Source organism: Chitinilyticum aquatile DSM 21506 (assembly GCF_000430805.1).
Lineage (GTDB): Bacteria > Pseudomonadota > Gammaproteobacteria > Burkholderiales > Chitinibacteraceae > Chitinilyticum > Chitinilyticum aquatile.
In genome coordinates, this window is sequence record NZ_KE387259.1 from 67,947 (window position 1) to 87,952 (window position 20,006).

The window sequence follows — 20,006 nt, forward strand, 5'->3', positions numbered from 1 at the left end:
GCCTGCTGGTCCGGAATCGTTTTATCGGGAGTAAAAGATGTCTGACGTGAAAAAAGTCGTGCTCGCCTATTCGGGCGGCCTGGATACCTCGGTCATTCTGAAGTGGCTGCAGGATACCTATCAATGCGAAGTGGTGACCTTCACCGCCGACCTCGGCCAGGGCGAAGAACTCGAGCCGGCACGCCAGAAAGCGCTGCAGTTCGGCATCAAGCCGGAGCACATCTATATCGATGACGTGCGCGAAGAATTCGTGCGCGACTTCGTCTTCCCGATGTTCCGCGCCAACACCGTATACGAAGGCGAATACTTGCTGGGCACCTCGATTGCCCGCCCGCTGATCGCCAAGCGCCTGATCGAGATCGCCCGCGAAACCGGCGCTGACGCCATCAGCCACGGCGCCACCGGCAAGGGTAACGACCAGGTGCGCTTCGAGCTGGGCGCCTACGCGCTGATGCCGGAAGTGAAGATCATCGCCCCGTGGCGCGAATGGGATCTGCTGTCCCGCGAAAAACTGCTGGCCTATGCCGAAACCAACGGCATCCCGGTCGACATGAAGCACAAGAACGGCGGTGCGCCGTATTCGATGGATGCCAACCTGCTGCACATCAGCTTCGAAGGCCGCCATCTGGAAGACCCGAAGGCCGAAGCCGAAGAAAGCATGTGGCGCTGGACCGTCAGCCCGGAAGCCGCACCGGATGCCGCCGAATACGTCGACATCGAGTTCGCCAATGGCGACCCGGTCGCCATCAACGGCGTGGCACTGAAGCCGCACGAAATCCTGGCCAAGCTCAACGAGCTGGGTGGCAAGCACGGCATCGGCCGTCTGGATCTGGTGGAAAACCGCTACGTCGGCATGAAGAGCCGCGGCTGCTACGAAACCCCGGGCGGCACCATTCTGCTGAAGGCTCACCGTGGCATCGAATCCATCACCCTGGACCGCGAAGTGGCCCACCTGAAGGACAGCCTGATGCCACGCTACGCCGAGCTGATCTACAACGGCTACTGGTGGTCACCCGAACGCCGTGCCCTGCAGGTACTGATCGACCACACCCAGGGCTACGTCAACGGCTGGGTCCGCGTGAAGCTCTACAAGGGCAGCGTATCTGTTGTCGCACGCGACTCCAAGGACACCCTGTTCGACCAGACCATCGCGACCTTCGACGATGATGGCGGCGCCTACAACCAGGCTGACGCCGGTGGCTTCATCAAGCTCAACGCGCTGCGCATGCGTATCGCCGGCAAGAAGGGCCGCTAAGTCACTCGCCCCGGTGCAAGCCGGGGTATAACGCCAGAGCCATTACAAGCAATAGCTTCCAGAAATATACCCATGACTGAAGAACAATTTACCGCCATTTCCGTGCCACTGCTCTGCACCGGACTGATCCTGTACATGGTCTTCATCATCTACAAGCTGGCCAAGGAATCGAAGGCTGGCAAGAAGGGGTTTCTGATTCTGCTGTTTGTACTGGGCTTCGGGATGTTCGGCTTCATTTTCAAGACCATCCTGACCGAGTTCCTGCAATAACCCATACCCAATTGTCCAAGAGACTTCCATGAGCCAGTTCGACAACGTATCCGTACTCAAGCAAGCCAACGTCTATTTTGACGGCAAATGCGTCAGCCATACCATTCTGCTGGCAGATGGCACCCGCAAATCCGTGGGCGTCATCCTGCCGTCCAAGCTGGTGTTCAATACCGGCGCACCGGAAATCATGGAACTGATCGCCGGCTCCTGCACCGTGAAGCTGGCCGGTGAAACGGAGGCCACCACCTACACCGGCGGCCAATCGTTCAATGTACCGGGTGATTCCAGCTTCGAAATCGAAGTGACCGACACCCTGCACTACGTCTGCCACTTCGGCTAAGCCCGAGCGCAGGCAATGACAGAGCCGCCAACGCGGCTCTGTTGCATTTATGGCTACATCAACCAACTACCTGCAGAAGGATTGCACTCATGCCCTCTTTTGACATCACCTCCGAAGTCGACATGGTCGCACTGAAAAACGCCATCGACGTGGCTGAGCGGGCCATCGTCAACCGCTACGACTTCAAGGGCACCTCGGCCAAGGTTGAACTCAACGAGAAGAACGAACTGATCACGCTTTACGGCGACTCCGAGTTCCAGCTTGACCAGATCAAGGACCTGCTTTTCCCGGCTCTGGAAAAGAAGGAACCGGACAGCAGCAAGCGACTGGATGCCCAGGATGTGCAGAAAGTCTCCGGAAACAAGGTCAAGCAGGAACTGAAGATCAAGGCCGGCATCGACAAGGACCTGGCAAAGCGCATCACCGTTCTGATCAAGGACAGCAAACTCAAGGTCCAGACCGCCATCCAGGGCGACGCGGTGCGCGTTACCGGTGCCAAGCGCGATGTGCTGCAGGAAACCATTGCCCTGATCCGCAAATCGGTCACGGACTTCCCGCTGCAATACCAGAATTTCCGCGACTAAACCGCCACAGGTAGGCCACAGAAGGAGACTGTACCTACCTGCAAGGTCTATAGTAAGCAGACTTTTCCACTGCCTCTGCTCATGACCTGGACCAAGCGCCCCCCCTGGCTGATCAGCACCCTTGCCCTGTTATTCTGCGCCGGGGTAGTGCTGATCCTCGCCCTGCAGGTGAATCAGTCCTACCGGACGGCACAGCAGCAGGCTCGCACGGAAACCGAGACTGAGGCCGTCATTCTGGAGGGTCAGATCAGTAATGCGGTATCGCAGCTCAATCTGGTACTCACAGACATCAGCCGGCAAGTGCCGCCAGAGCAGCTCTCCGGAGTGGCGCTTGACGATGATGCTGCCAAACAGCTCAATGGCTACCTGCTCGACAAGCTGACCATGGTTCGCCAGGCGAGCAATCTGGCGCTGATCAGCAGCAGTGGCCAGACCACGCATGAAGCGCTGGACACCCCCGAGGCACACATCAGCCTGCCGGCTGAAGAAGTCAGTAATATCCGCAATAACCGCTATCTCAACCGGGTGTACGTCACACTCAAACCGGAAAGCAGGAACCGGACCCCCTCCCTGCTGATTCTGCAGCGCATCGAAGACGGGAATGGTGAATTTGCCGGACTCGTCGCTGCCAGCATCGCCAGCGAATACTTCAGCAAGCTGTTCGACAAGGTTCCCTCGGGGCCGAACAGCGTGATCGACCTGCTGGACCAGGATGGCTTCGTACTGGCTTCGTTGCGCGGCCTCAGCCACCAGAATGCGCCTTACCCGTTTGCGCTTGATACAGATGCATTGAATAGCCTTGGCAACAAGGAAGAAACCATCACCCAACTGACCAAGTCTGCCGATGGCATGCGGCTGGTGAGTTACCGCACAATTCCAGGCAGCCCGCTGCGGATTGTCGTGAGCTCGGCCTCGGAAGACTATCTGGGCAACTGGCGGCGCAATTCACTGGCCTATCTGTTCGGCGGGGCGATTCTGCTGGGACTTTCTCTACTGATGAGCTTTTTCTTCTGGCGCTCGCACAGGCTATCCCGGAATCTGCGCAGCAAGGAAATCAAGTTGCAGGCCAGCGAAAACCGCTTCCGGCAGGTCATCGAAACCACGCCGGTTGCACTGATGCTGGCCCGCCTGCCAGATTATTTTGTCACCTACATCAACCAGCAGGCCGCCCAACTGTTCGATCTCCCCCAGGCCGCCGCACTGTCGATGCGAGCATTCGATTTCTTTCAGGATCGGGTTCAGTTCATGGATCTGGTTTATTACGCACAGCGCAACGAGCCCGCCCACAATGTCGAAATTGTACTGCGGCGGCATGACGGCATGCCGCTGTGGGCGACGCTTTCGCTATCTACGGTCACCATCAGCGAGCAGGTTGTTCTTGTCATCGGCATCAATGACATTACCGAACGCAAGCGACTGGAAGAAGAACTCAAGCGCCGGGCGACGACCGACAGCCTGTCAGGCCTTGCCAACCGGGCCCACTTCATGGAACGTGGCGAGCAGGAACTGCAGAGAACACGTCGCTACGGACATGATCTCTCGCTGATGATGCTGGACATCGATTTTTTCAAGCAAATCAACGACTCTTTCGGGCACCCGGCAGGCGACCAGGTGATCCGCTCGATTGCGGAAATCGCACTCGCCTGCCTTCGCGACACGGACCTGATCGCCCGCATGGGAGGTGAAGAATTTGCAATTCTGTTGCCCGAAACTGACCTGACCGCCACCCTTGAAGCAGCAGAGCGTTTGCGTCTCGCCATCGAAGAACACATGGTCACGACCCCGGAAGGTCATCGCATCCGCTTCACCACCAGCATCGGTGTTGCGCAGTACACGGAACACGACAGCGGTATCAGCGATCTGCTTAAGCGTGCAGACAAGGCGCTCTACAACGCCAAGCACCAGGGACGCAACCGAGTGCGCCAGTACAATGACAGCAAGGCGGATGACTTGCCACTTTCTTGACCAGCATCAACAGTCAGGCAGCCACTTGGGGAATGATATGCAAACAGCAAGCCTTGTTTGCACGCCACTCGCCACTTGGAGGCCCGTATGGAAAACTCTCCCTTGCAAGCCCTGTTCACATCCGACATCGGGCTGCTGTCGCTATTCACGATCGGCTTCATCATTGTGATGGCAGTCTACCTGTTCTTTTTCGTACGCCGGCATATCCGGGAAGACACGCTGGCACAAAATCAGGCCGAAAAACCGGAAGCCAAATAGCAGGGCATAAAACCTGCGTCAATCTATCGCAACAAGTCGATAAAGGTAAAAGCGCTCCTTCTGCTCATAGGGGCGCGAACCCTCCCAGAGCAGCTCGCTATTGGCCGCAGTCACCGGCCATGGCACCAGCCGGTAGCGGCATTCCGCAGCCTGGCGCCGCTCATCGACACGCAGATCCAGCGACGTGAAGTAACTCAAGGCGGCACGCGGCGCCTCACTGATGCTGCTGACATCCAGGCAATCGCCTGCAACGCGATGTGCGACCGCGTTGGCAACCAAACGATAGCTCTTGCCATCATCCAGCCAGGACTGCCACAGGCCGATAAATACGGCCCAGGTGAGGGTTAGGCCGCAGGCCCAGTTTGTCACCGCCCGCTGCCCACGCGGATTGCGCCGCAATAGCAGCAGCACCCAAAGCGCGGTGAGCAAAAATGCAAGCACCGTGCCCATAGTGATTCCCGGAGCATCCAGGCCACCATACTTGCGTATATGCGGCTGGATAAAACCGAGCAAATCTGATCCCAGCGAGAACCACGCAACCCACAAGCCCAGGGTAATCAGGCCGAATGTGGCAATACCAAACCAGTTCAGCGCCTGGGCTGCGCCACGGCGAAGGTCATCAACCCCCCCGGCACCGAAGAGCGACAATGACACCAGTAGTGCCAGCGCCTGGGCTTCGCTCGGATCACCGGCACAGCAGATGTAAAGCACCACAAGCAGCAATGCCCATAACTGATTGCGCCATAACGGTCGCAGCAACTCATGCCTGTTAAGCCAAGCCGTCCAGGCAGCCAGCGGCAATGCCGGCCATGCAAACCAGCTCACGATACCGGGCAGAAATCCGAATGCATGAAACAGGGATAACCGGGAAAACCCGCCATATGCTCCGAGCGCTGCAGTCTCCCACCAGATTGCAAAGAGCCCCGGCTGGGCCTGCCTGAATGCAAAAGGCCAGATGGCAATCAAGGGGGCGGCAAGCAGTATGGCCGTCAACAGAGTGACGAGCGCGGCCTTCTTGCGCGCCCTTCCATGAGCCATCAGCAGCAGCAAGGACACGCACACCGCAAGAATCAATTCGGCAAAGGATGCACCAAGCCCAAGAATGCACCAGCTCAAGGCCTGGACACAGCCTGCATGCAGAGGTCTCTGCGACGTAATGATCAAGCCATAGGCAAGCCAGGCAAAGCCGGTCAAGACCAGAATGGCCGGCGAAATGTGATGCCCCCATTGCAGGAGACCAAGGCATCCGATAAGAATCACCACGGCGACCCGGCCGTGTCGCCTGCCATACAATGCCCGGGCGGCAAGCCCCAGCCCCCACATGGCCAGTGCCACCCATCCCCCGGTCGAAAGCCGGGCAGCATCATGAGCAACCACGCCAAGCGGTGAAAGAACCTTCACAAAGCCAGCAGCAACCCAGTAATAAAGAGGGCCCTGCTCAAAACTCGGCAGGCCGGTAATCTGCGGCACCAGCCAGCCTCCCCCTTGCAGCATGACCTGGATAATCGCCATGCTCTGATTTTCTGCAGGCTTCCAGGGGTCGTGACCGACGAGCCCCGGCAGTAGCCACAGCAAGCACAGCACGATCAGTAGCCAGGGCTTGTCGCTGGGTTTGCCGGGTGTCTCGGGGGAAAGCGAAGATGGCGAATAAGTAAGCATGAAAATCAGAGGCAGTCGATTGGCAAGGAATCATACCCTGAACAGCGCACGGGCGTTGCGCCGCAATAAAAAAGCAGCCCGCAGGCTGCTTTTTGCAATGCACGACGCCGATTAGCGACGATACATGTTGAACTTCTGGTTGAACTTCTCGATACGGCCGGCAGTATCGACAATTTTTTGCTTGCCGGTGTAGAACGGATGGGATTCGGAGGAAACGTCCAGACGAACAACCGGATATTCCTTGCCATCAGTCCACTTCATGGTTTCGCTGCCACGAGCCTTCATGGTGGTACGGGTCAGAAACTTGAAATCAACGCTGGCGTCGAAAAAGATTACTTCGTTGTATTCGGGATGGATACCGGGTTTCATGTCTGTAGGTCCTTAGATTGATAGCGCGCCGGGGTTGTGCCGACGCAAAACGCGCATTATTCCACGATGGTGCCGCCTAGGCAAGCCTAGCGACCACGCATGGAATCAAAAAACTGATCGTTGGTCTTGGTGGCCTTGATTTTGTCCATCAGGAACTCCATCGCCTCCAGATCATCCATTGGATACAGCAACTTGCGCAAAACCCAGATCTTCTGCAGTTTGTCCTGCTCGATCAGCAATTCTTCCTTGCGCGTACCGGAGCGGTTGATGTTGATGGCCGGGAAAATCCGCTTCTCCGCCATCCGGCGATCAAGGTGGATTTCGTTATTGCCCGTACCCTTGAATTCTTCGTAGATCACATCATCCATGCGGCTGCCGGTATCAATCAGCGCGGTAGCAATGATGGTCAGGCTGCCACCCTCTTCGATATTGCGCGCAGCACCGAAGAAACGCTTGGGGCGCTGCAATGCGTTGGCATCAACACCACCGGTCAGCACCTTGCCGGAGGCCGGCACCACGGTGTTGTAGGCACGAGCCAGACGGGTAATCGAGTCGAGCAGGATCACTACATCACGTTTGTGCTCAACCAGACGCTTGGCTTTTTCGATAACCATTTCGGCCACCTGCACATGGCGCATGGCCGGCTCGTCAAAGGTGGACGACACGACTTCGCCTTTCACGGAGCGCTGCATTTCCGTCACTTCTTCCGGCCGCTCGTCGATCAGCAGGACAATGAGTTCGACTTCCGGATGATTGGCGGTAATGGCATGCGCAATATGCTGCAGCATGACTGTTTTGCCGGACTTCGGCGGCGCCACCAGCAGGGCGCGCTGCCCCTTGCCGATCGGCGCCATCAGGTCAATGAGGCGACCGGTCGTATTTTCTTCAGCCCGGATATCACGCTCGAGATGCAGACGCTCATTCGGAAACAATGGCGTCAGGTTTTCAAACAGGATTTTGTTCTTGGCGTTTTCCGGCGGCTCGCCATTGATTTTGTCCACCTTGACCAAGGCTACATAACGCTCGCCATCTTTCGGTGTACGGATTTCACCTTCGACCGTGTCACCGGTGTGCAGATTGAAGCGGCGAATCTGGCTGGGGCTGATGTAGATATCGTCGGGGCCAGCCAGATAGGATGTATCGGGGCTGCGCAGGAAGCCGAAACCGTCCGGCAGCACTTCCAGCGTTCCATCGCCGAAAATGCTCTCCCCTTTCTTGGCCTGATTTTTGAGAATGGCAAACAGCAGGTCCTGTTTGCGCATCCGGTTTGCTCCATCGATCTCATTGGCGGTCGCCATTTCGATCAGCTCGGAAACATGAAGCTTCTTGAGGTCGGATAAACGCATGTCTATGTGGGTGCAGTCAGGGAAATGAAGGGAAGGTAGGGCGGGACGGAATACAAGAACGGCGGACAGAACTGCCCGCCGTGCTGGACAATTGACCTAGGGTAGCCCTGGAGGCGCCCCTTGTCAATCGCAGAGAAGGTGTTTTTATTACAGGTTGGCGTCGAGGAATGCCACCAGTTGCGACTTCGAGAGTGCGCCAACCTTGGTCGCCTTCACTTCACCATCCACAAACAGCATCAGGGTCGGAATGCCACGAATGCCGAACTTCGGCGGGGTAGCCTGATTCTGGTCGATATTCAGCTTGCCGATGGTCAGGCGGCCGGCGTACTCAGAGGCGATATCATCCAGAATCGGCGCAATCATCTTGCAGGGACCACACCATTCAGCCCAGTAATCCACCAGCACCGGGCCCTTGGCCTGCAATACATCGGCATCAAAAGAGGCGTCGGTCAGTTGCACGATTTGTTCGCTCATTAAAGTCTCCAGGCGAGGTTCAGATTGTTGCGCCACTGTTTACAGCGGCCATGCATTTGTTGATGAGGGCATTCTAACCGGCTTCAAGCCATTTTCCCAAACATCGTCCCTATTACCACGATAGGCGCAATCTACAGGGCTGCATCGACGGCGTCAGCCAGACGCTCGACCGCCGTAACCGTCATGCCCTCGATAGGCTGGCGCGGACGATTGGCCTTGGGAACGATGGCATGGGTAAAACCAAGCTTGGCCGCCTCTCGCAAGCGCTCCTGGCCGCGCTGTACCGGACGCACCTCGCCGGCAAGGCCCACTTCACCAAAGACCACCAGTTTCTCCGGCAGAGGCCTGTCCTTCAGGCTGGAAACAATGGCGAGCAGCATGGCCAGATCGGCTGCGGGCTCACTGATGCGCACACCACCTACCGCATTGATGAACACATCCTGATCGAATGCAGCAATACCGGCATGCCGGTGCAGCACAGCCAGCAACAGCGCCAGCCGGTTCTGCTCAACGCCCACCGCCAGCCGTCTTGGTTGCGGCGCATGCGCATCATCGACCAGCGCCTGCACTTCGACCAGCAAGGGGCGGCTACCTTCCTGCGTCACCAGCACGCAGGAACCCGACACCGGCTCGCGGTGCTGCGACAAAAACAGCGCCGAAGGGTTGGAAACTTCACGCAGCCCCTTGTCGGTCATGGCAAACACCCCCAGCTCGTTCACTGCGCCGAAACGGTTCTTGATGGCACGGATCAGGCGGAAGCTGGAATGCGTATCTCCCTCGAAATACAGCACGGCATCAACGATATGCTCCAGTACGCGCGGCCCGGCCAGCGCCCCTTCTTTGGTGACGTGCCCGACCAGCAGGATTGTTGTGCCAGTCCGCTTGGCAAAGCGGGTCAATTGCGCGGCGCATTCACGCACCTGCGCAACACTGCCCGGCGCACTGCCCAATGCCTCGGTGTACACGGTCTGGATCGAATCGATCACTGCGACCTGCGGCTTTTCGCGCTCCAGTGCGCCAAGAATCGCATCCAGCCCGATTTCGGCAAACAGCGCAACCCGCGCAGCCACCAGATCCAGCCGCTTGGCGCGCAGGGCAATCTGCTGCGCCGATTCTTCGCCGGACACATATAACACACGATGGGCATCCGCCAGCCTCGTCAGCGCCTGCAGCAGCAAGGTGGATTTGCCGATGCCCGGATCTCCCCCGATCAGCACGACACCACCAGGAACCAGGCCACCGCCCAGTACGCGATCAAGCTCGGCAATTCCGGTTTGCGTGCGTGGCAGCTCTTCGGCCTCCACATCGGCGAGCTGGCGGATGGCGCCATCCGCCGCCAGCGACTGGAAACGCACCGGCCCGGCCGGCTGGGCAATGGTTTCCTGCAAGGTATTCCATTGCCCGCAACCCGGGCACTGCCCCTGCCATTTCGGCGAAGTGGCGCCGCATTCGCTGCAACTGTAAATCGTCCTGGCTTTGGCCATACTCATCCCGAAAAACAAAGGCCGCATACCCGTTTAGGCATACGGCCACAAGCAAACATTCAAAAGGGCTACAGAGACACACCCATCTAGTTGATATACTGGAACAGACTCAGACTCTGCACCTGCGCAAACGATTTCCGCGCGGCATCAAGCAGGGTCTGGTTCTGTGCAAAATCACTTAGTGCCTCAGCGTAATCCAGATCGCGCAAGTCCCTCAAGGTTTGTGCGTACTGGATTTTCATATCGGCATTGGTATCCCGTACCGAATCGGTCTCATTCATCCGCGCCCCGATACTGGCCTGAACCGTCAGCACATTGGTCAGGGAGTTGGACAAATTGGATAATGCCGTATTGAGCTGATTCTGGAAGGCCGCCTGGCCATTTCCCGTGCCATCGATCGTATAAGTGGTAAGCGCAGTCGACAGATCACCCAGTGTTTTGAAGAGATCAACATTCGTGCTGGCAGCAACAGTAAAGGCGTCCGCTGCACCAGGAGCACCTACCGGCACCTTGGTCGCCGGATCCACCTGCAGTGGCGTTCCGGTGACGCTCAGCTTGATCCCCAGATCCGTGGCCGGCCCCGGCCAGGCCTCAGCACCGATCTGCTTGAATTCGATATCCCCTCCCGGCACATAGGCCCGTGGACCAGAACCAGAAGCACGTGGGGTTGCCTGACCATCGATCAGCGATGTACCAGTACTGTCAATCAGATCATAGGTCACCGTCGGTGCATCCGGTTTTGTGGCATTGGGCTGCCAGTAAAACTGCACCTTGAAGTCACGCGGCGCCGGCAAGGCATTCCACTTGGCCGGGTCAACCACCTCACCCGGGCTGACAATGCCACTGCCTTTATTCGTTGGCGTAAATGCCGGAGCGCCCGAATTGGCCTGGGCCGTCACAAAGGTACCGTTACCATTCTTGATGCGGGAAAACACGTCGTTGCCGGAATCCGACACCGGGATATTGCGTGACTGTGAAATCTGCACCAGCCGTTGCCCATCGTCGCCGTTATAAACCACATTGCCGAAGGTCGCCTCGGTATAGGGCTTGGTGTCCCCCTTGTAACCGGAGAACAGATACAGGCCATTGCCATCTGTGGCATTGGCCAGGCCAAGCAGTTCCTTGTAGCGCCCCTGCAGCTCGCTATCGAGCATTTTCTTCTCCGCCCCGGTCAGCGCAGGATTACCTGCCGTGACTGCCAGTTGCGACACATCGTGAATCAGGTCAGTGACCTGCTTCAGGGTCGCCTCGGTCATGCGCAGGGAGGAATCGGCCGTATTGCTGTTGATCTTGTACTGCTCGTTCAGCGCTTGCGACTGCGCAATATCCAGAATTCGTGACGAGGCAATCGGGTCATCCGCCGGCGTCAGCACCCTGCGCCCGGTACTGAGCTGGTTTTGCAGCTTGGCCTGATCCGAAATATGCTTTTGCAAGCCCTGCGCACCAAGCTGGTAAATCGTATTTGTTCCGACTCGCATGATCGTACTCCCGCTATCCGCCGCGCTCAGCGGCCGATATTGATGATTTCCTGAAAGGCCTGCTGGGCAATCTGGATCAGCTTGCTGGCCGCCTGATAAGCCTGCTGGTAGCGCAGCAGATTGGCGGCCTCTTCATCCAGGTTGACGCCGGACACCGAGTCTCTTGCCTGCTCGGCCTGGGTAAGCATGGCCCCCTGCGCATCAGCCAGTACCTTGGCTTCGCTGGTCTGCGTGCCAATGGCGGCGACCATGCGGCCATAGCCTTCCTGATAGGTAGCAGAGCCACCATCCATCAGCCGTGTGGTCTGCAGTTTGCCAAGCGCCAGGCCGTTGCGGTTATCCGCCGAACCGGTCGCCGTGTTTTTATCAACAACGATGACATCGCCAGCAGCAGCTTGCCCGTCCAGCTTCATATTCCAGCCGTTATACGACAGAGTCATTCCCGGTGTATATGCAACGCCGGTAGCCAGCGCAACTCCCGCTGTATTGTCGAATACATCGAAAGTGCCTGCCGCGTTAAAGGTAACGGTTACCTTGTTGCGCAGGCTCGGATTGATCGCCGCATCGGTAGTTACGGTGGTTTGGGCTGCCACCTCCGGCTGAGTGATTTTCAGACTGCCCGTATTTGTCTTGTTCGGCGTTGCCAGAACGGGGCCAGCGATGGCAATTTCCCGTGGGTCGGTAATGCCGACGCTCAGACCATTGATGAACCCCTTGGTTGGCTGGATGGTAAAACGGTCACCGCCGGCCGGAGTAGCGCTCAATTTCAGATACATGCCTTCGATATTCAGCCCCGCCACCGGATCCTGACCGGCCACGGTGGGATCCAATATCGAACGCGAGCCATCACTGAGACGGGTCAGCGTATATTTGTTGGACGCCGCGTCAAACACCAGCTCGTAATCACTGGCAGCCAGCTTGCTGACATCGCTGATATACCCAGTCAGGCTCGCCCCTCCCGTATTGGCCTGATTGGTGCGCACGGCCCCAAGCGCAGGCGGCTTCACTGTTGTAGGCGGCACGGTGGGAGGGATAGACGCCATTGTAACCGTCGAAAAATCCCAGTAATCACCACCGAGATTGCCGTTGAGGTCCATGCCGGCGCGGTGTTGTTCATTGAAGGTCTGGGCAAAAACCAGCGCCATGCGGTTCAGGCTGTTCTGCGCCAAGTCGAGCGACTTGCTGCGGTATTCCAGCAGCCCGCCCAGAACACCGCCATTGAGCAAGGAGTCGGGCAGTTCAACCTGGTTAGCCCCCTGCTGATAGACCACGGCGAGACGCTCCGGGTCGGCCTGCGAAGGAGCCGTGGTCAGCGTGGTGGCATTCCCACCCATGACCAGGCTCTGGCCACTGCCGATGAAGACATTGATGGTGCCATCGTCATTCTGCAGGGTCGTCGCCTTGACCTGCACATTCAGCTCTCGCACGAGCTGGTCGCGCTGGTCAAGCAGGTCATTGGGCGGCTGCCCGGCACCATTGGTCAGGGCAATCTGGTTGTTGACCTTGGCGATACTCTGGGCAATGGCATTGATGCTGTTGACGGTATTGGTGACCTCGCCATTGAGCGAATTGCGCTGCTCGGCCAGGCGCTGCTCGAACACCTGAAAACGGTTCAGCAGTGTTTGTGACGAGGCCAGCATCTGCTGTCGTGACGGCATGTTAGACGGATTCGTCGTCACATTCTGCACGGAGCTGAAAAAACTCTGCAAGGCAGGGGAAACGCCAGCATCGGGATCCGCCACGATGTTGTCGATTTCCTTCAGGTGCGACAACAAGGCATCGTAGTAGCTGGACTGGCTCTGGGTACTGTTTACCTGACGGGTCAGAAACTGGTCATAGATGCGGGTGATGGTATCAACCTTCACGCCCATGCCAACAAAACCGCTGCCCGAGCCCTGCGGATACGGTGCACTCTGGATGATGCGCTGACGCGAGTATCCCGGTGTATTGACGTTGGCAATATTGTGCCCGGTTGTCGTCAAGCCCAGATTGGCTGCATTGAGGCCAGATACGCCAATGCCAAATACGGAAGATCCCATGATTCGCTCCTGCTTCTATTCGGTATCGGCGTCAGCCGGCGTTACTTGAACCATTGATGCGCTGCTGCACGCTCTGCACGACCCGGGCGACCTTGTGCGCATAATCAGGCGCGGTGGCATAACCGCCGCGCGCCAGTGCCTGCCCGAAACGCCCCGCATCGCTTCCCGTTCCCATCACCTCGCCATAGCGGCGCTGCAGCAGCGAGGTGTAATCGGCAAATGCGTCTTCCAATGACGCGTAGGCACGAAATTTTTCAACCCGTTTCTGCGGCTGACCGTCAACATACTCGGTGGTCAACACATCGACCGTCTTGCCTGTCCAGCTTTTCCCGGCCTTTATCCCGAACAGGTTCCAGGTTTCATTGCCCTGTTCATCCTTGATGGACTTTTTGCCCCAGCCGCTTTCCAGTGCGGCATGGCCGATCAGCATGGCGGGGGCAACATTCAGTGCTTTTGCTGCCAAACCGGCTGCGGCCTTCACTTTCGAGATAAAGCCCTCGGCACTACCATCAAGCCTGCCGGAAGCGGGCTGATCGGCAGTTTTTGCCGGAGCTGCGGCAAAGCCGGCACGCACGGCATCCAGCGAGCGCTGCAACTGCAGCTGCCCGGAACCGGTCTGCACCTGCTTCAGCAGCGCCGGATTCTGCTGCACCTGGATCTGGCGCAAGATGACATCGGACAGGCCGAGGCTGCCCTGCTGCGCCCAGGTTTGCGACAGTTGCTGGTCATACATGCCGCGAAACATGTCGAGTGCACTGCTGTCGCTGCCTTCAGAAAAACGCGGCGTCGCCTGACGCATGCTGGCCAGCATCTGCTGCATCAGCATGGCTTCAAACTGTTTTGCCACTCCGGCAGCTGCCTGATCGCCCTTCTGCCGGCGCAAGCTTTCCACGCCACGCGGATCAATGGCCAGCGAAGCTGCTGCAGTTTTAGCAATGGCCATGTCTCGGCTCCCGGAACGTTTTCAAGCAAACTCCCCTTGCTTAAAGCAAGGGACGTGCCAATGAAAAAGCCCGCCTGCCGGCGGGCCTGTTTCCGACTGCTGAAAATATGAACAAGAGCAAATGCGCAGTGCACAAATCAGATCACTTCCAGCTCCGCTTTCAGCGCTCCTGCCACCTTCATGGCCTGCAGGATAGCCAGCAGATCCTGCGGCGTGGCACCCACTGCGTTCAGCGCCTTGACGACCTGATTCAGGTTCACGGCCTTCGGAAACTTGACGACCGGCCCCTTGCCCACATCAATGTCAACCGCCGCATTGGTCACGGTTTCGGTACGCCCTCCTGCCACCGGATTGGGCTGCACCACCTGATTATCGGCCGCAATTGTCACGGTCAGGCTGCCGTGCGCAATGGCGCATGGATCAACCTGTACCGCCTGGTTCATCACCACCGACCCGGTACGGGCATTGATGATCACCTTGGGCGAGACTTCCCCCTGCGCCACATTGATGTTTTCCAGCCGCGCCAGAAATGCCACACGCTGATTGGTATCGAGCGGTGCGCGAATCTGGATCACGCGACCGTCCATCGCGGCGGCAACCGGACCGAACTGGCTGTTGATGGCACCAACCACCCGGTTGGCCGTACCGAAATCGGATTGCAGCAGTTCGAGCGTCACATAGTCGCCCGAGCCCAGCATGGTCGGCACCAGTTTTTCCACCGTCGCGCCATTGGGAATGCGCCCGGTCGCCAGCTGATTGACCTGCACACTGCTACCGCCTGCCGCACCACCGGCCCCCGCAACGATCAGGTTGCCCTGCGCCATCGCGTAAATCTGTCCATCCGCCCCTTTGAGCGGCGTCATGATCAGCGTGCCGCCGCGCAGACTCTTGGCATTGCCAAGTGACGACACCGTCACATCGATGGGCTGCCCCTGCCTGGCAAAGGGCGGAAGCATGGCGGTCACGGTGACGGCCGCAACATTCTTCAGTTGCATGCTGCCGGTCGGCGGAACCTGTACCCCAAGGTTGGTCAGGATATTGATCACCGACTGCACGGTAAACGGCGTTTGCGTGGTCTGGTCGCCGCTGCCATCCAGCCCCACAACCAGGCCGTAACCAACCAGCTGGTTATTGCGCACACCGGAGAAGGTCGCCAGATCCTTGATGCGCTCAGCTTGCGCGAGCGGCAACAATACCATTGCAAGTACTGCCGCAAGAAACTTGAACACATTGGGCTTCATGCACATATCCCGATCAAAATGGCCATGCAGACAGGAAAAAGCGCTGCAGCCAACCCATGGTATTGGCATCACCGATCGCGCCAACCCCCACCTGCTCGATGCGGGCATCCGCCACCCGCGCCGACGATACCGTATTGCCCGGCCGGACGTCGCGCGGGTTCACAACACCAGTAAATCGCAGCACATTCGTTTCACCATTGATGGCAATCTGCTTTTCTCCGCCCACCTGCAGATTGCCATTGGGAAAGACATCAATCACCGTGACGGCAATCGAGCCGCGGATGGTATTGCTGCTGTTGGTCTCACCCGTGCCGGTATAGGTATTTTTGCCGCTGGCCGTGATCTCGGCATTGAACAGCTTTTCCAGCGCATTCGGGAAATACGGCGCACTGCCACTGCCACTAACCGACAATTCACCCGAACGATTGGCCTTGGAATTGGCCTTGTTGGCAGCAGTAAGACTTTCTTCCAGCGTCACCACCAGAATGTCGCCGATGAAACGAGCATTCGGCTCTTCAAACATCAGCCTTGCCGTAGATGCCTGGTAAATGCTGCCATTCTGGTTTTCCACCATCGCCGTCGGCTGGGGGCGCGATGTCACCGGTTTCGTCACGATGGATTGTGGCGCCACGCAGGCCTGCAACAGCAGGACAGCCAAAGCGATGGCAACAAGACGGAGGTGCGATTTATTCAGCATGGCGATTACAGATTGCTCAGACGCTGCAGCATTTCATCGGATGTCTTGACTGCTCGCGAATTGATTTCGTAAGCACGCTGCGCTTCGATCATGTTGATCAGTTCGCCCGTGACGTTGACATTGGATGTTTCCACAAAACCCTGCTTCACGAAGCCGGAGCCGTTGGTTCCCGGTGTACTGACAATCGGTGCACCACTGGCAGCGGTTTCCAGAAACAGGTTCGAGCCAATGGACTGCAGGCCGCCATTATTGATGAAGGTCGCAAGCTGGATATTGCCGACCACGATAGGTGCCGCAGAATCGCCATTGACGATGGCACTCACCGTACCGTCAGTACCGATAGTCAGCTTGGTCGTGCCCTGCGGCACCTGCAGCGCTGGTTGCAGCAGGAAACCGCTGGATGTGACTACATTGCCCTGGTTATCAAGTTCGAAGGCGCCGTCGCGGGTATAGGAAGTCGTGCCATCCGGCATCGAAATCTGGAAAAAGCCGGGACCATCAATGGCAATATCGAGCTGGCCTTCGGTCTGCTGCAGATTGCCCTGCATGAAGATCCGCGAGGTCGCAACCGGTGTCACGCCGACCCCAATCTGCAGCCCGGTCGGCAACTGGGTCTGCTGGCTGGTCGAGCCGCCCGGCTGGCGGATGGTCTGGTATAGCAGATCTTCAAATACGGCGCGCTGTCGCTTGAAACCATTGGTATTGACGTTAGCCAGGTTGTTCGAGATGACATCGACATTCGTCTGCATGGCATCCATGCCGGTTTTGGCGGTCCAGAGCGAACGAATCATGGTTGCAATCCTTTTCCTGACTATGTGAGTGTTTGTTTGGTTCTAATACGAGGCAACGCGAAATCAGGCGCTCATCTGCAGCAACTGTGAAGCGGCGCGGGCATTCTGGTCGGCGGCCTGCATCATCCGCACCTGCAGATCGTAATGACGCTGCGTGGCAATCATCGCGGTCAGCTGATCGATCGTATTGACGTTGCTTCCCTCCAAGCCCCCTACCGCCAGCCTGACAGAGGCATCGGCCTGAGCCGCTTCGCCACTGCGCAGGCGGAAAAGGCCATCGCTCCCCTTCTGCAGCTCGGTATCCGCTGGGTTGACCAGCTTGATGCGGCCGATTTCGTTAACTTCCGAGGGATTATCCAGCGATGTACCGCTCACGGTGCCATCAGGAGCGATGCTGACCTTGGTATTCTCCGGCACCAGTAGCGGGCCGGTTTCACCGAGGACAACTTCGCCACGCTGATTTTTCAGCAGACCCGTGGCGTCGATCGTGAATTCACCGTTGCGGGTATACGCTTCGCCGGTCGACGTTTGCACCGCGATCCAGCCACGACCGTCAACCGCCACATCCAGGTCGTTGCCGGTTTGCTGGAAGGGGCCGTTGCTCAGATCCGAGCCGGTAGTCTGCTCGACCGTGTAAGCACGTGTTGCCAGACCATCGCCCAAAACAGGAATGGCGCGAAACGCAGCCAGATCGGCGCGAAATCCCGGCGTCGACGCATTGGCCAGATTATGCGCAACGGTCGCCTGGCGCTGTTGCGTATGCTTGGCGCCAGACATGGCGATATAGAGCAGGCGATCCATGATTGTGTCCGTTCAGTTCCAGGGGGCAGGCTCGTCGTTACAGGTTGACCAGCGTCTGCATGATGGTGTTCTGGGCCGAAATGGTCTGCGCATTGGCCTGATATGTACGCTGCGCCACAATCAGGTTCACGAGTTCGGCGGTCAGATCGACATTGGAGTCCTCGACCGTTGCCGACTGCAGCTTGCCGGTACTACCTGCCCCCGGCGCATTGATCAGCGGCTGACCGGAAGAAAAAGATTCAGCCCAGAGATTGTTCCCCAGCGGTTGCAAGCCCTGGCTATTGACGAAGCTCGCCAGCACAACCTTGGCCACATTGCGAGTCTGACTGTTCGAATAACGCCCCTGAATCACACCTTCATCACTCACGGAGATACCGGTCAACACGCCATCCGTGTACCCATCCTGCGTGAGCGAGTTGACCGTATTCGGGCTACCGTACTGCGTCGACTTGTCAAAATACATATTGAAGGCAAGCGGTGTCGTCGCGCCATTCGTCAACGGAATACTGATCGGAGTGGGATTGGTTGTGGCAGTCAGATCCAGCTTGCCATTCGTATCAAAGACCAGTTGCGTCGTCAGGGCCGGCAGATCAACTCCATCGACTGAGAAGTGCACATCCCAGGTATTTGGCGTAGCAACGGGATCAAGGCGACGGAAGTACATGGTTTGGGTGTGCGAAACACCCAGCGAATCATAAATGGTCGCCGATGTTGCGTAGTTGTATGTGGTCGGATCACTGGAAGAAAAAGGCGTTGCCGCAGGTATCACCTTCGCTTGTGCATTCAGATTCACCCCCAGCTGCAGACCGGCATTGCTGGAGCCGGAAGCACCGGTCGCCTGTGCGCCAATATTGGAATATTCGAGCTTGATCGGCTGCGGAGTACTTCCTTCCAGAAACTGGTTCGTGGCGGCATCGACCGGCCAGCCGGTCAGGAAAAGACCATTGCCACCGTTAACGATGTAACCCTGCTTGTCTACCTGGAACTGGCCATTGCGAGCATAGCTGATGGCTCCGGACTGATCAGACATGCGGAAAAAGCCATTCCCGGTAATCGCCACGTCCAGCGGATTATTGGTGGTAGTCAGATTACCCTGGCCAAACTGCTGACTGATGGCGGCAACGCTGACACCGATACCGGCAAGATTGGATGCCGAACCGAAGGTGCTGGCATAGATATCGGCAAACTCGGTGCGCGAACTCTTGAAGCCCACGGTCTGGGAGTTGGCGACATTATTGCCGATGACATCCAGGTTCTTCGAGGATGCATTCAATCCGGAAAGACCTTGCTGAAAACCCATGATACACCCCCAACTTAAGCTGACTTGCCACCCTGGATTTCCAGGATGCTACCAAAACCGACCTTGTTACCGTTTTCCATCAGGGCAACGACACCGTTACTGCCGAACTGCACGGACTTCACCGATTGCCACGTATAGGAGTCCAAAGCAATTTCCTTGCCATCCGCCCCCACCCCCTTGACAGACACCTTGTAATTACCCGCCGGAGCCGTCGTTCCGTCGGCCAGCTTGCCGTCCCAGCTCACTTCCTTAATGCCATCCTTGAGCGAATCATAAGGCAGCTTGGCGACGACATTCCCCTTGCTATCGGTGATGCTCAGCACCGCACTCTTGGTGCCAGCCGGCACATCGAAAGACATACCGGCAGCTTTGCCGTCAAAATGGAAATCCTTGCCGGGTGCCAGCACTTCCTTGCCGATCAACTGCGCCGACTGCATGACTTGCGTGCCAGCATAGAGCTCCTGCATGGTCGCCATGGTCTGGTTCAGCTTCTCGATACCGGTCACGGTATTGATCTGCGCCATCTGGGTGGTCGTCTGGGCGTTATCCATCGGATTCATCGGATCCTGATTCTTTAGCTGGGTCACCAGCAATTTCAGGAAGCGATCCTGCTGATCCTCGATGGCGCTTTTCTGCTTGCCGCTCGTGGTATTCAGCTTGGAATAGTCAAAACTGTTGCTGACGGAAGAAGTGCTCATGATCCGACTCCTCT

The 20,006-nt window shown here is 57.7% G+C and carries 20 protein-coding genes; 6 read left to right on the forward strand and 14 right to left on the reverse strand.

Annotation, left to right across the window (positions count from 1 at the left end; genetic code table 11):
• Positions 1–37: 37 nt before the first annotated feature.
• The 6 genes from H559_RS0113485 to H559_RS22390 all read left to right on the forward strand — a co-directional run bounded on the left by H559_RS0113485 (position 38) and on the right by H559_RS22390 (position 4,672).
• Positions 38–1,255, forward strand: coding sequence for an argininosuccinate synthase (locus tag H559_RS0113485; RefSeq protein ID WP_028453095.1), 1,218 nt, complete (start codon positions 38–40; stop codon positions 1,253–1,255).
• Positions 1,256–1,327: 72 nt separating this feature from the next.
• A complete protein-coding gene (locus tag H559_RS0113490) occupies positions 1,328–1,525 on the forward strand; it encodes a DUF2788 domain-containing protein (RefSeq protein ID WP_028453096.1) in 198 nt (65 codons plus the stop codon).
• Between the two features lie 28 nt (positions 1,526–1,553).
• Positions 1,554–1,865: a pyrimidine/purine nucleoside phosphorylase gene (gene ppnP / locus H559_RS0113495; protein ID WP_028453097.1), complete on the forward strand. Its 312-nt coding sequence runs from the start codon at positions 1,554–1,556 to the stop codon at positions 1,863–1,865.
• Positions 1,866–1,954: 89 nt separating this feature from the next.
• Positions 1,955–2,449 carry a YajQ family cyclic di-GMP-binding protein gene (locus H559_RS0113500; protein ID WP_028453098.1) on the forward strand — a complete coding sequence of 165 codons (495 nt, stop codon included), beginning with the start codon at positions 1,955–1,957 and terminating at the stop codon, positions 2,447–2,449.
• Between the two features lie 81 nt (positions 2,450–2,530).
• Complete coding sequence (locus H559_RS21890; RefSeq protein ID WP_051279482.1) at positions 2,531–4,414, forward strand: sensor domain-containing diguanylate cyclase; 1,884 nt, start codon at positions 2,531–2,533, stop codon at positions 4,412–4,414.
• 87 nt (positions 4,415–4,501) lie between these two features.
• Positions 4,502–4,672, forward strand: a complete 171-nt coding sequence (locus H559_RS22390) for a DUF3149 domain-containing protein (RefSeq protein WP_081413070.1) — start codon at positions 4,502–4,504, stop codon at positions 4,670–4,672.
• Between the two features lie 18 nt (positions 4,673–4,690).
• Here the strand turns inward: H559_RS22390 and H559_RS20490 are convergent, their stop codons facing one another.
• From H559_RS20490 to H559_RS20495, 14 genes are all read right to left on the reverse strand, one after another.
• Positions 4,691–6,331 (reverse strand): ArnT family glycosyltransferase, encoded by a 1,641-nt coding sequence (locus tag H559_RS20490; protein ID WP_051279484.1) that lies wholly within the window; start codon positions 6,329–6,331, stop codon positions 4,691–4,693.
• A 111-nt stretch (positions 6,332–6,442) separates the two neighbouring features.
• Positions 6,443–6,700, reverse strand: a complete 258-nt coding sequence (locus H559_RS0113520; protein ID WP_028453099.1) for a type B 50S ribosomal protein L31 — start codon at positions 6,698–6,700, stop codon at positions 6,443–6,445.
• Positions 6,701–6,786: 86 nt separating this feature from the next.
• Positions 6,787–8,046 carry a transcription termination factor Rho gene (rho, locus tag H559_RS0113525; RefSeq protein WP_028453100.1) on the reverse strand — a complete coding sequence of 420 codons (1,260 nt, stop codon included), beginning with the start codon at positions 8,044–8,046 and terminating at the stop codon, positions 6,787–6,789.
• A 147-nt stretch (positions 8,047–8,193) separates the two neighbouring features.
• The gene (gene trxA / locus H559_RS0113530; protein WP_028453101.1) at positions 8,194–8,520 is read right to left on the reverse strand and encodes a thioredoxin TrxA; all 327 of its coding nucleotides are present in this window, start codon (positions 8,518–8,520) and stop codon (positions 8,194–8,196) included.
• A 131-nt stretch (positions 8,521–8,651) separates the two neighbouring features.
• Entirely contained in the window at positions 8,652–10,004 is a 1,353-nt protein-coding gene (gene radA, locus H559_RS0113535) for a DNA repair protein RadA (RefSeq protein WP_028453102.1), read from the reverse strand.
• Positions 10,005–10,090: 86 nt separating this feature from the next.
• On the reverse strand, positions 10,091–11,482 hold the full coding sequence (flgL, locus tag H559_RS0113540) for a flagellar hook-associated protein FlgL (RefSeq protein ID WP_028453103.1): 1,392 nt from the start codon (positions 11,480–11,482) through the stop codon (positions 10,091–10,093).
• A gap of 26 nt (positions 11,483–11,508) precedes the next feature.
• Positions 11,509–13,521 (reverse strand): flagellar hook-associated protein FlgK, encoded by a 2,013-nt coding sequence (flgK, locus tag H559_RS0113545; protein WP_028453104.1) that lies wholly within the window; start codon positions 13,519–13,521, stop codon positions 11,509–11,511.
• A gap of 31 nt (positions 13,522–13,552) precedes the next feature.
• Positions 13,553–14,464 carry a flagellar assembly peptidoglycan hydrolase FlgJ gene (flgJ, locus tag H559_RS0113550; protein ID WP_028453105.1) on the reverse strand — a complete coding sequence of 304 codons (912 nt, stop codon included), beginning with the start codon at positions 14,462–14,464 and terminating at the stop codon, positions 13,553–13,555.
• Between the two features lie 137 nt (positions 14,465–14,601).
• A complete protein-coding gene (locus tag H559_RS0113555; protein WP_028453106.1) occupies positions 14,602–15,705 on the reverse strand; it encodes a flagellar basal body P-ring protein FlgI in 1,104 nt (367 codons plus the stop codon).
• 13 nt (positions 15,706–15,718) lie between these two features.
• Complete coding sequence (locus H559_RS0113560) at positions 15,719–16,402, reverse strand: flagellar basal body L-ring protein FlgH (protein ID WP_051279486.1); 684 nt, start codon at positions 16,400–16,402, stop codon at positions 15,719–15,721.
• A gap of 5 nt (positions 16,403–16,407) precedes the next feature.
• Positions 16,408–17,193, reverse strand: a complete 786-nt coding sequence (gene flgG / locus H559_RS0113565; protein WP_028453108.1) for a flagellar basal-body rod protein FlgG — start codon at positions 17,191–17,193, stop codon at positions 16,408–16,410.
• A 63-nt stretch (positions 17,194–17,256) separates the two neighbouring features.
• Positions 17,257–17,994, reverse strand: a complete 738-nt coding sequence (gene flgF / locus H559_RS0113570) for a flagellar basal-body rod protein FlgF (RefSeq protein ID WP_028453109.1) — start codon at positions 17,992–17,994, stop codon at positions 17,257–17,259.
• Between the two features lie 37 nt (positions 17,995–18,031).
• Entirely contained in the window at positions 18,032–19,294 is a 1,263-nt protein-coding gene (flgE, locus tag H559_RS0113575) for a flagellar hook protein FlgE (protein ID WP_028453110.1), read from the reverse strand.
• A 14-nt stretch (positions 19,295–19,308) separates the two neighbouring features.
• On the reverse strand, positions 19,309–19,992 hold the full coding sequence (locus H559_RS20495; protein ID WP_051279488.1) for a flagellar hook assembly protein FlgD: 684 nt from the start codon (positions 19,990–19,992) through the stop codon (positions 19,309–19,311).
• Positions 19,993–20,006: the final 14 nt, after the last annotated feature.

Bases quoted from the DNA above. Each gene is read 5' to 3' on its own strand.
- H559_RS0113485 (WP_028453095.1), top strand. From the start codon at position 38: ATGTCTGACGTGAAAAAAGTCGTGCTCGCCTATTCGGGCGGCCTGGAT.
- H559_RS0113490 (WP_028453096.1), top strand. From the start codon at position 1,328: ATGACTGAAGAACAATTTACCGCCATTTCCGTGCCACTGCTCTGCACC.
- ppnP (WP_028453097.1), top strand. From the start codon at position 1,554: ATGAGCCAGTTCGACAACGTATCCGTACTCAAGCAAGCCAACGTCTAT.
- H559_RS0113500 (WP_028453098.1), top strand. From the start codon at position 1,955: ATGCCCTCTTTTGACATCACCTCCGAAGTCGACATGGTCGCACTGAAA.
- H559_RS21890 (WP_051279482.1), top strand. From the start codon at position 2,531: ATGACCTGGACCAAGCGCCCCCCCTGGCTGATCAGCACCCTTGCCCTG.
- H559_RS22390 (WP_081413070.1), top strand. From the start codon at position 4,502: ATGGAAAACTCTCCCTTGCAAGCCCTGTTCACATCCGACATCGGGCTG.
- H559_RS20490 (WP_051279484.1), bottom strand. From the start codon at position 6,331: ATGCTTACTTATTCGCCATCTTCGCTTTCCCCCGAGACACCCGGCAAA.
- H559_RS0113520 (WP_028453099.1), bottom strand. From the start codon at position 6,700: ATGAAACCCGGTATCCATCCCGAATACAACGAAGTAATCTTTTTCGAC.
- rho (WP_028453100.1), bottom strand. From the start codon at position 8,046: ATGCGTTTATCCGACCTCAAGAAGCTTCATGTTTCCGAGCTGATCGAA.
- trxA (WP_028453101.1), bottom strand. From the start codon at position 8,520: ATGAGCGAACAAATCGTGCAACTGACCGACGCCTCTTTTGATGCCGAT.
- radA (WP_028453102.1), bottom strand. From the start codon at position 10,004: ATGGCCAAAGCCAGGACGATTTACAGTTGCAGCGAATGCGGCGCCACT.
- flgL (WP_028453103.1), bottom strand. From the start codon at position 11,482: ATGCGAGTCGGAACAAATACGATTTACCAGCTTGGTGCGCAGGGCTTG.
- flgK (WP_028453104.1), bottom strand. From the start codon at position 13,521: ATGGGATCTTCCGTATTTGGCATTGGCGTATCTGGCCTCAATGCAGCC.
- flgJ (WP_028453105.1), bottom strand. From the start codon at position 14,464: ATGGCCATTGCTAAAACTGCAGCAGCTTCGCTGGCCATTGATCCGCGT.
- H559_RS0113555 (WP_028453106.1), bottom strand. From the start codon at position 15,705: ATGAAGCCCAATGTGTTCAAGTTTCTTGCGGCAGTACTTGCAATGGTA.
- H559_RS0113560 (WP_051279486.1), bottom strand. From the start codon at position 16,402: ATGCTGAATAAATCGCACCTCCGTCTTGTTGCCATCGCTTTGGCTGTC.
- flgG (WP_028453108.1), bottom strand. From the start codon at position 17,193: ATGATTCGTTCGCTCTGGACCGCCAAAACCGGCATGGATGCCATGCAG.
- flgF (WP_028453109.1), bottom strand. From the start codon at position 17,994: ATGGATCGCCTGCTCTATATCGCCATGTCTGGCGCCAAGCATACGCAA.
- flgE (WP_028453110.1), bottom strand. From the start codon at position 19,294: ATGGGTTTTCAGCAAGGTCTTTCCGGATTGAATGCATCCTCGAAGAAC.
- H559_RS20495 (WP_051279488.1), bottom strand. From the start codon at position 19,992: ATGAGCACTTCTTCCGTCAGCAACAGTTTTGACTATTCCAAGCTGAAT.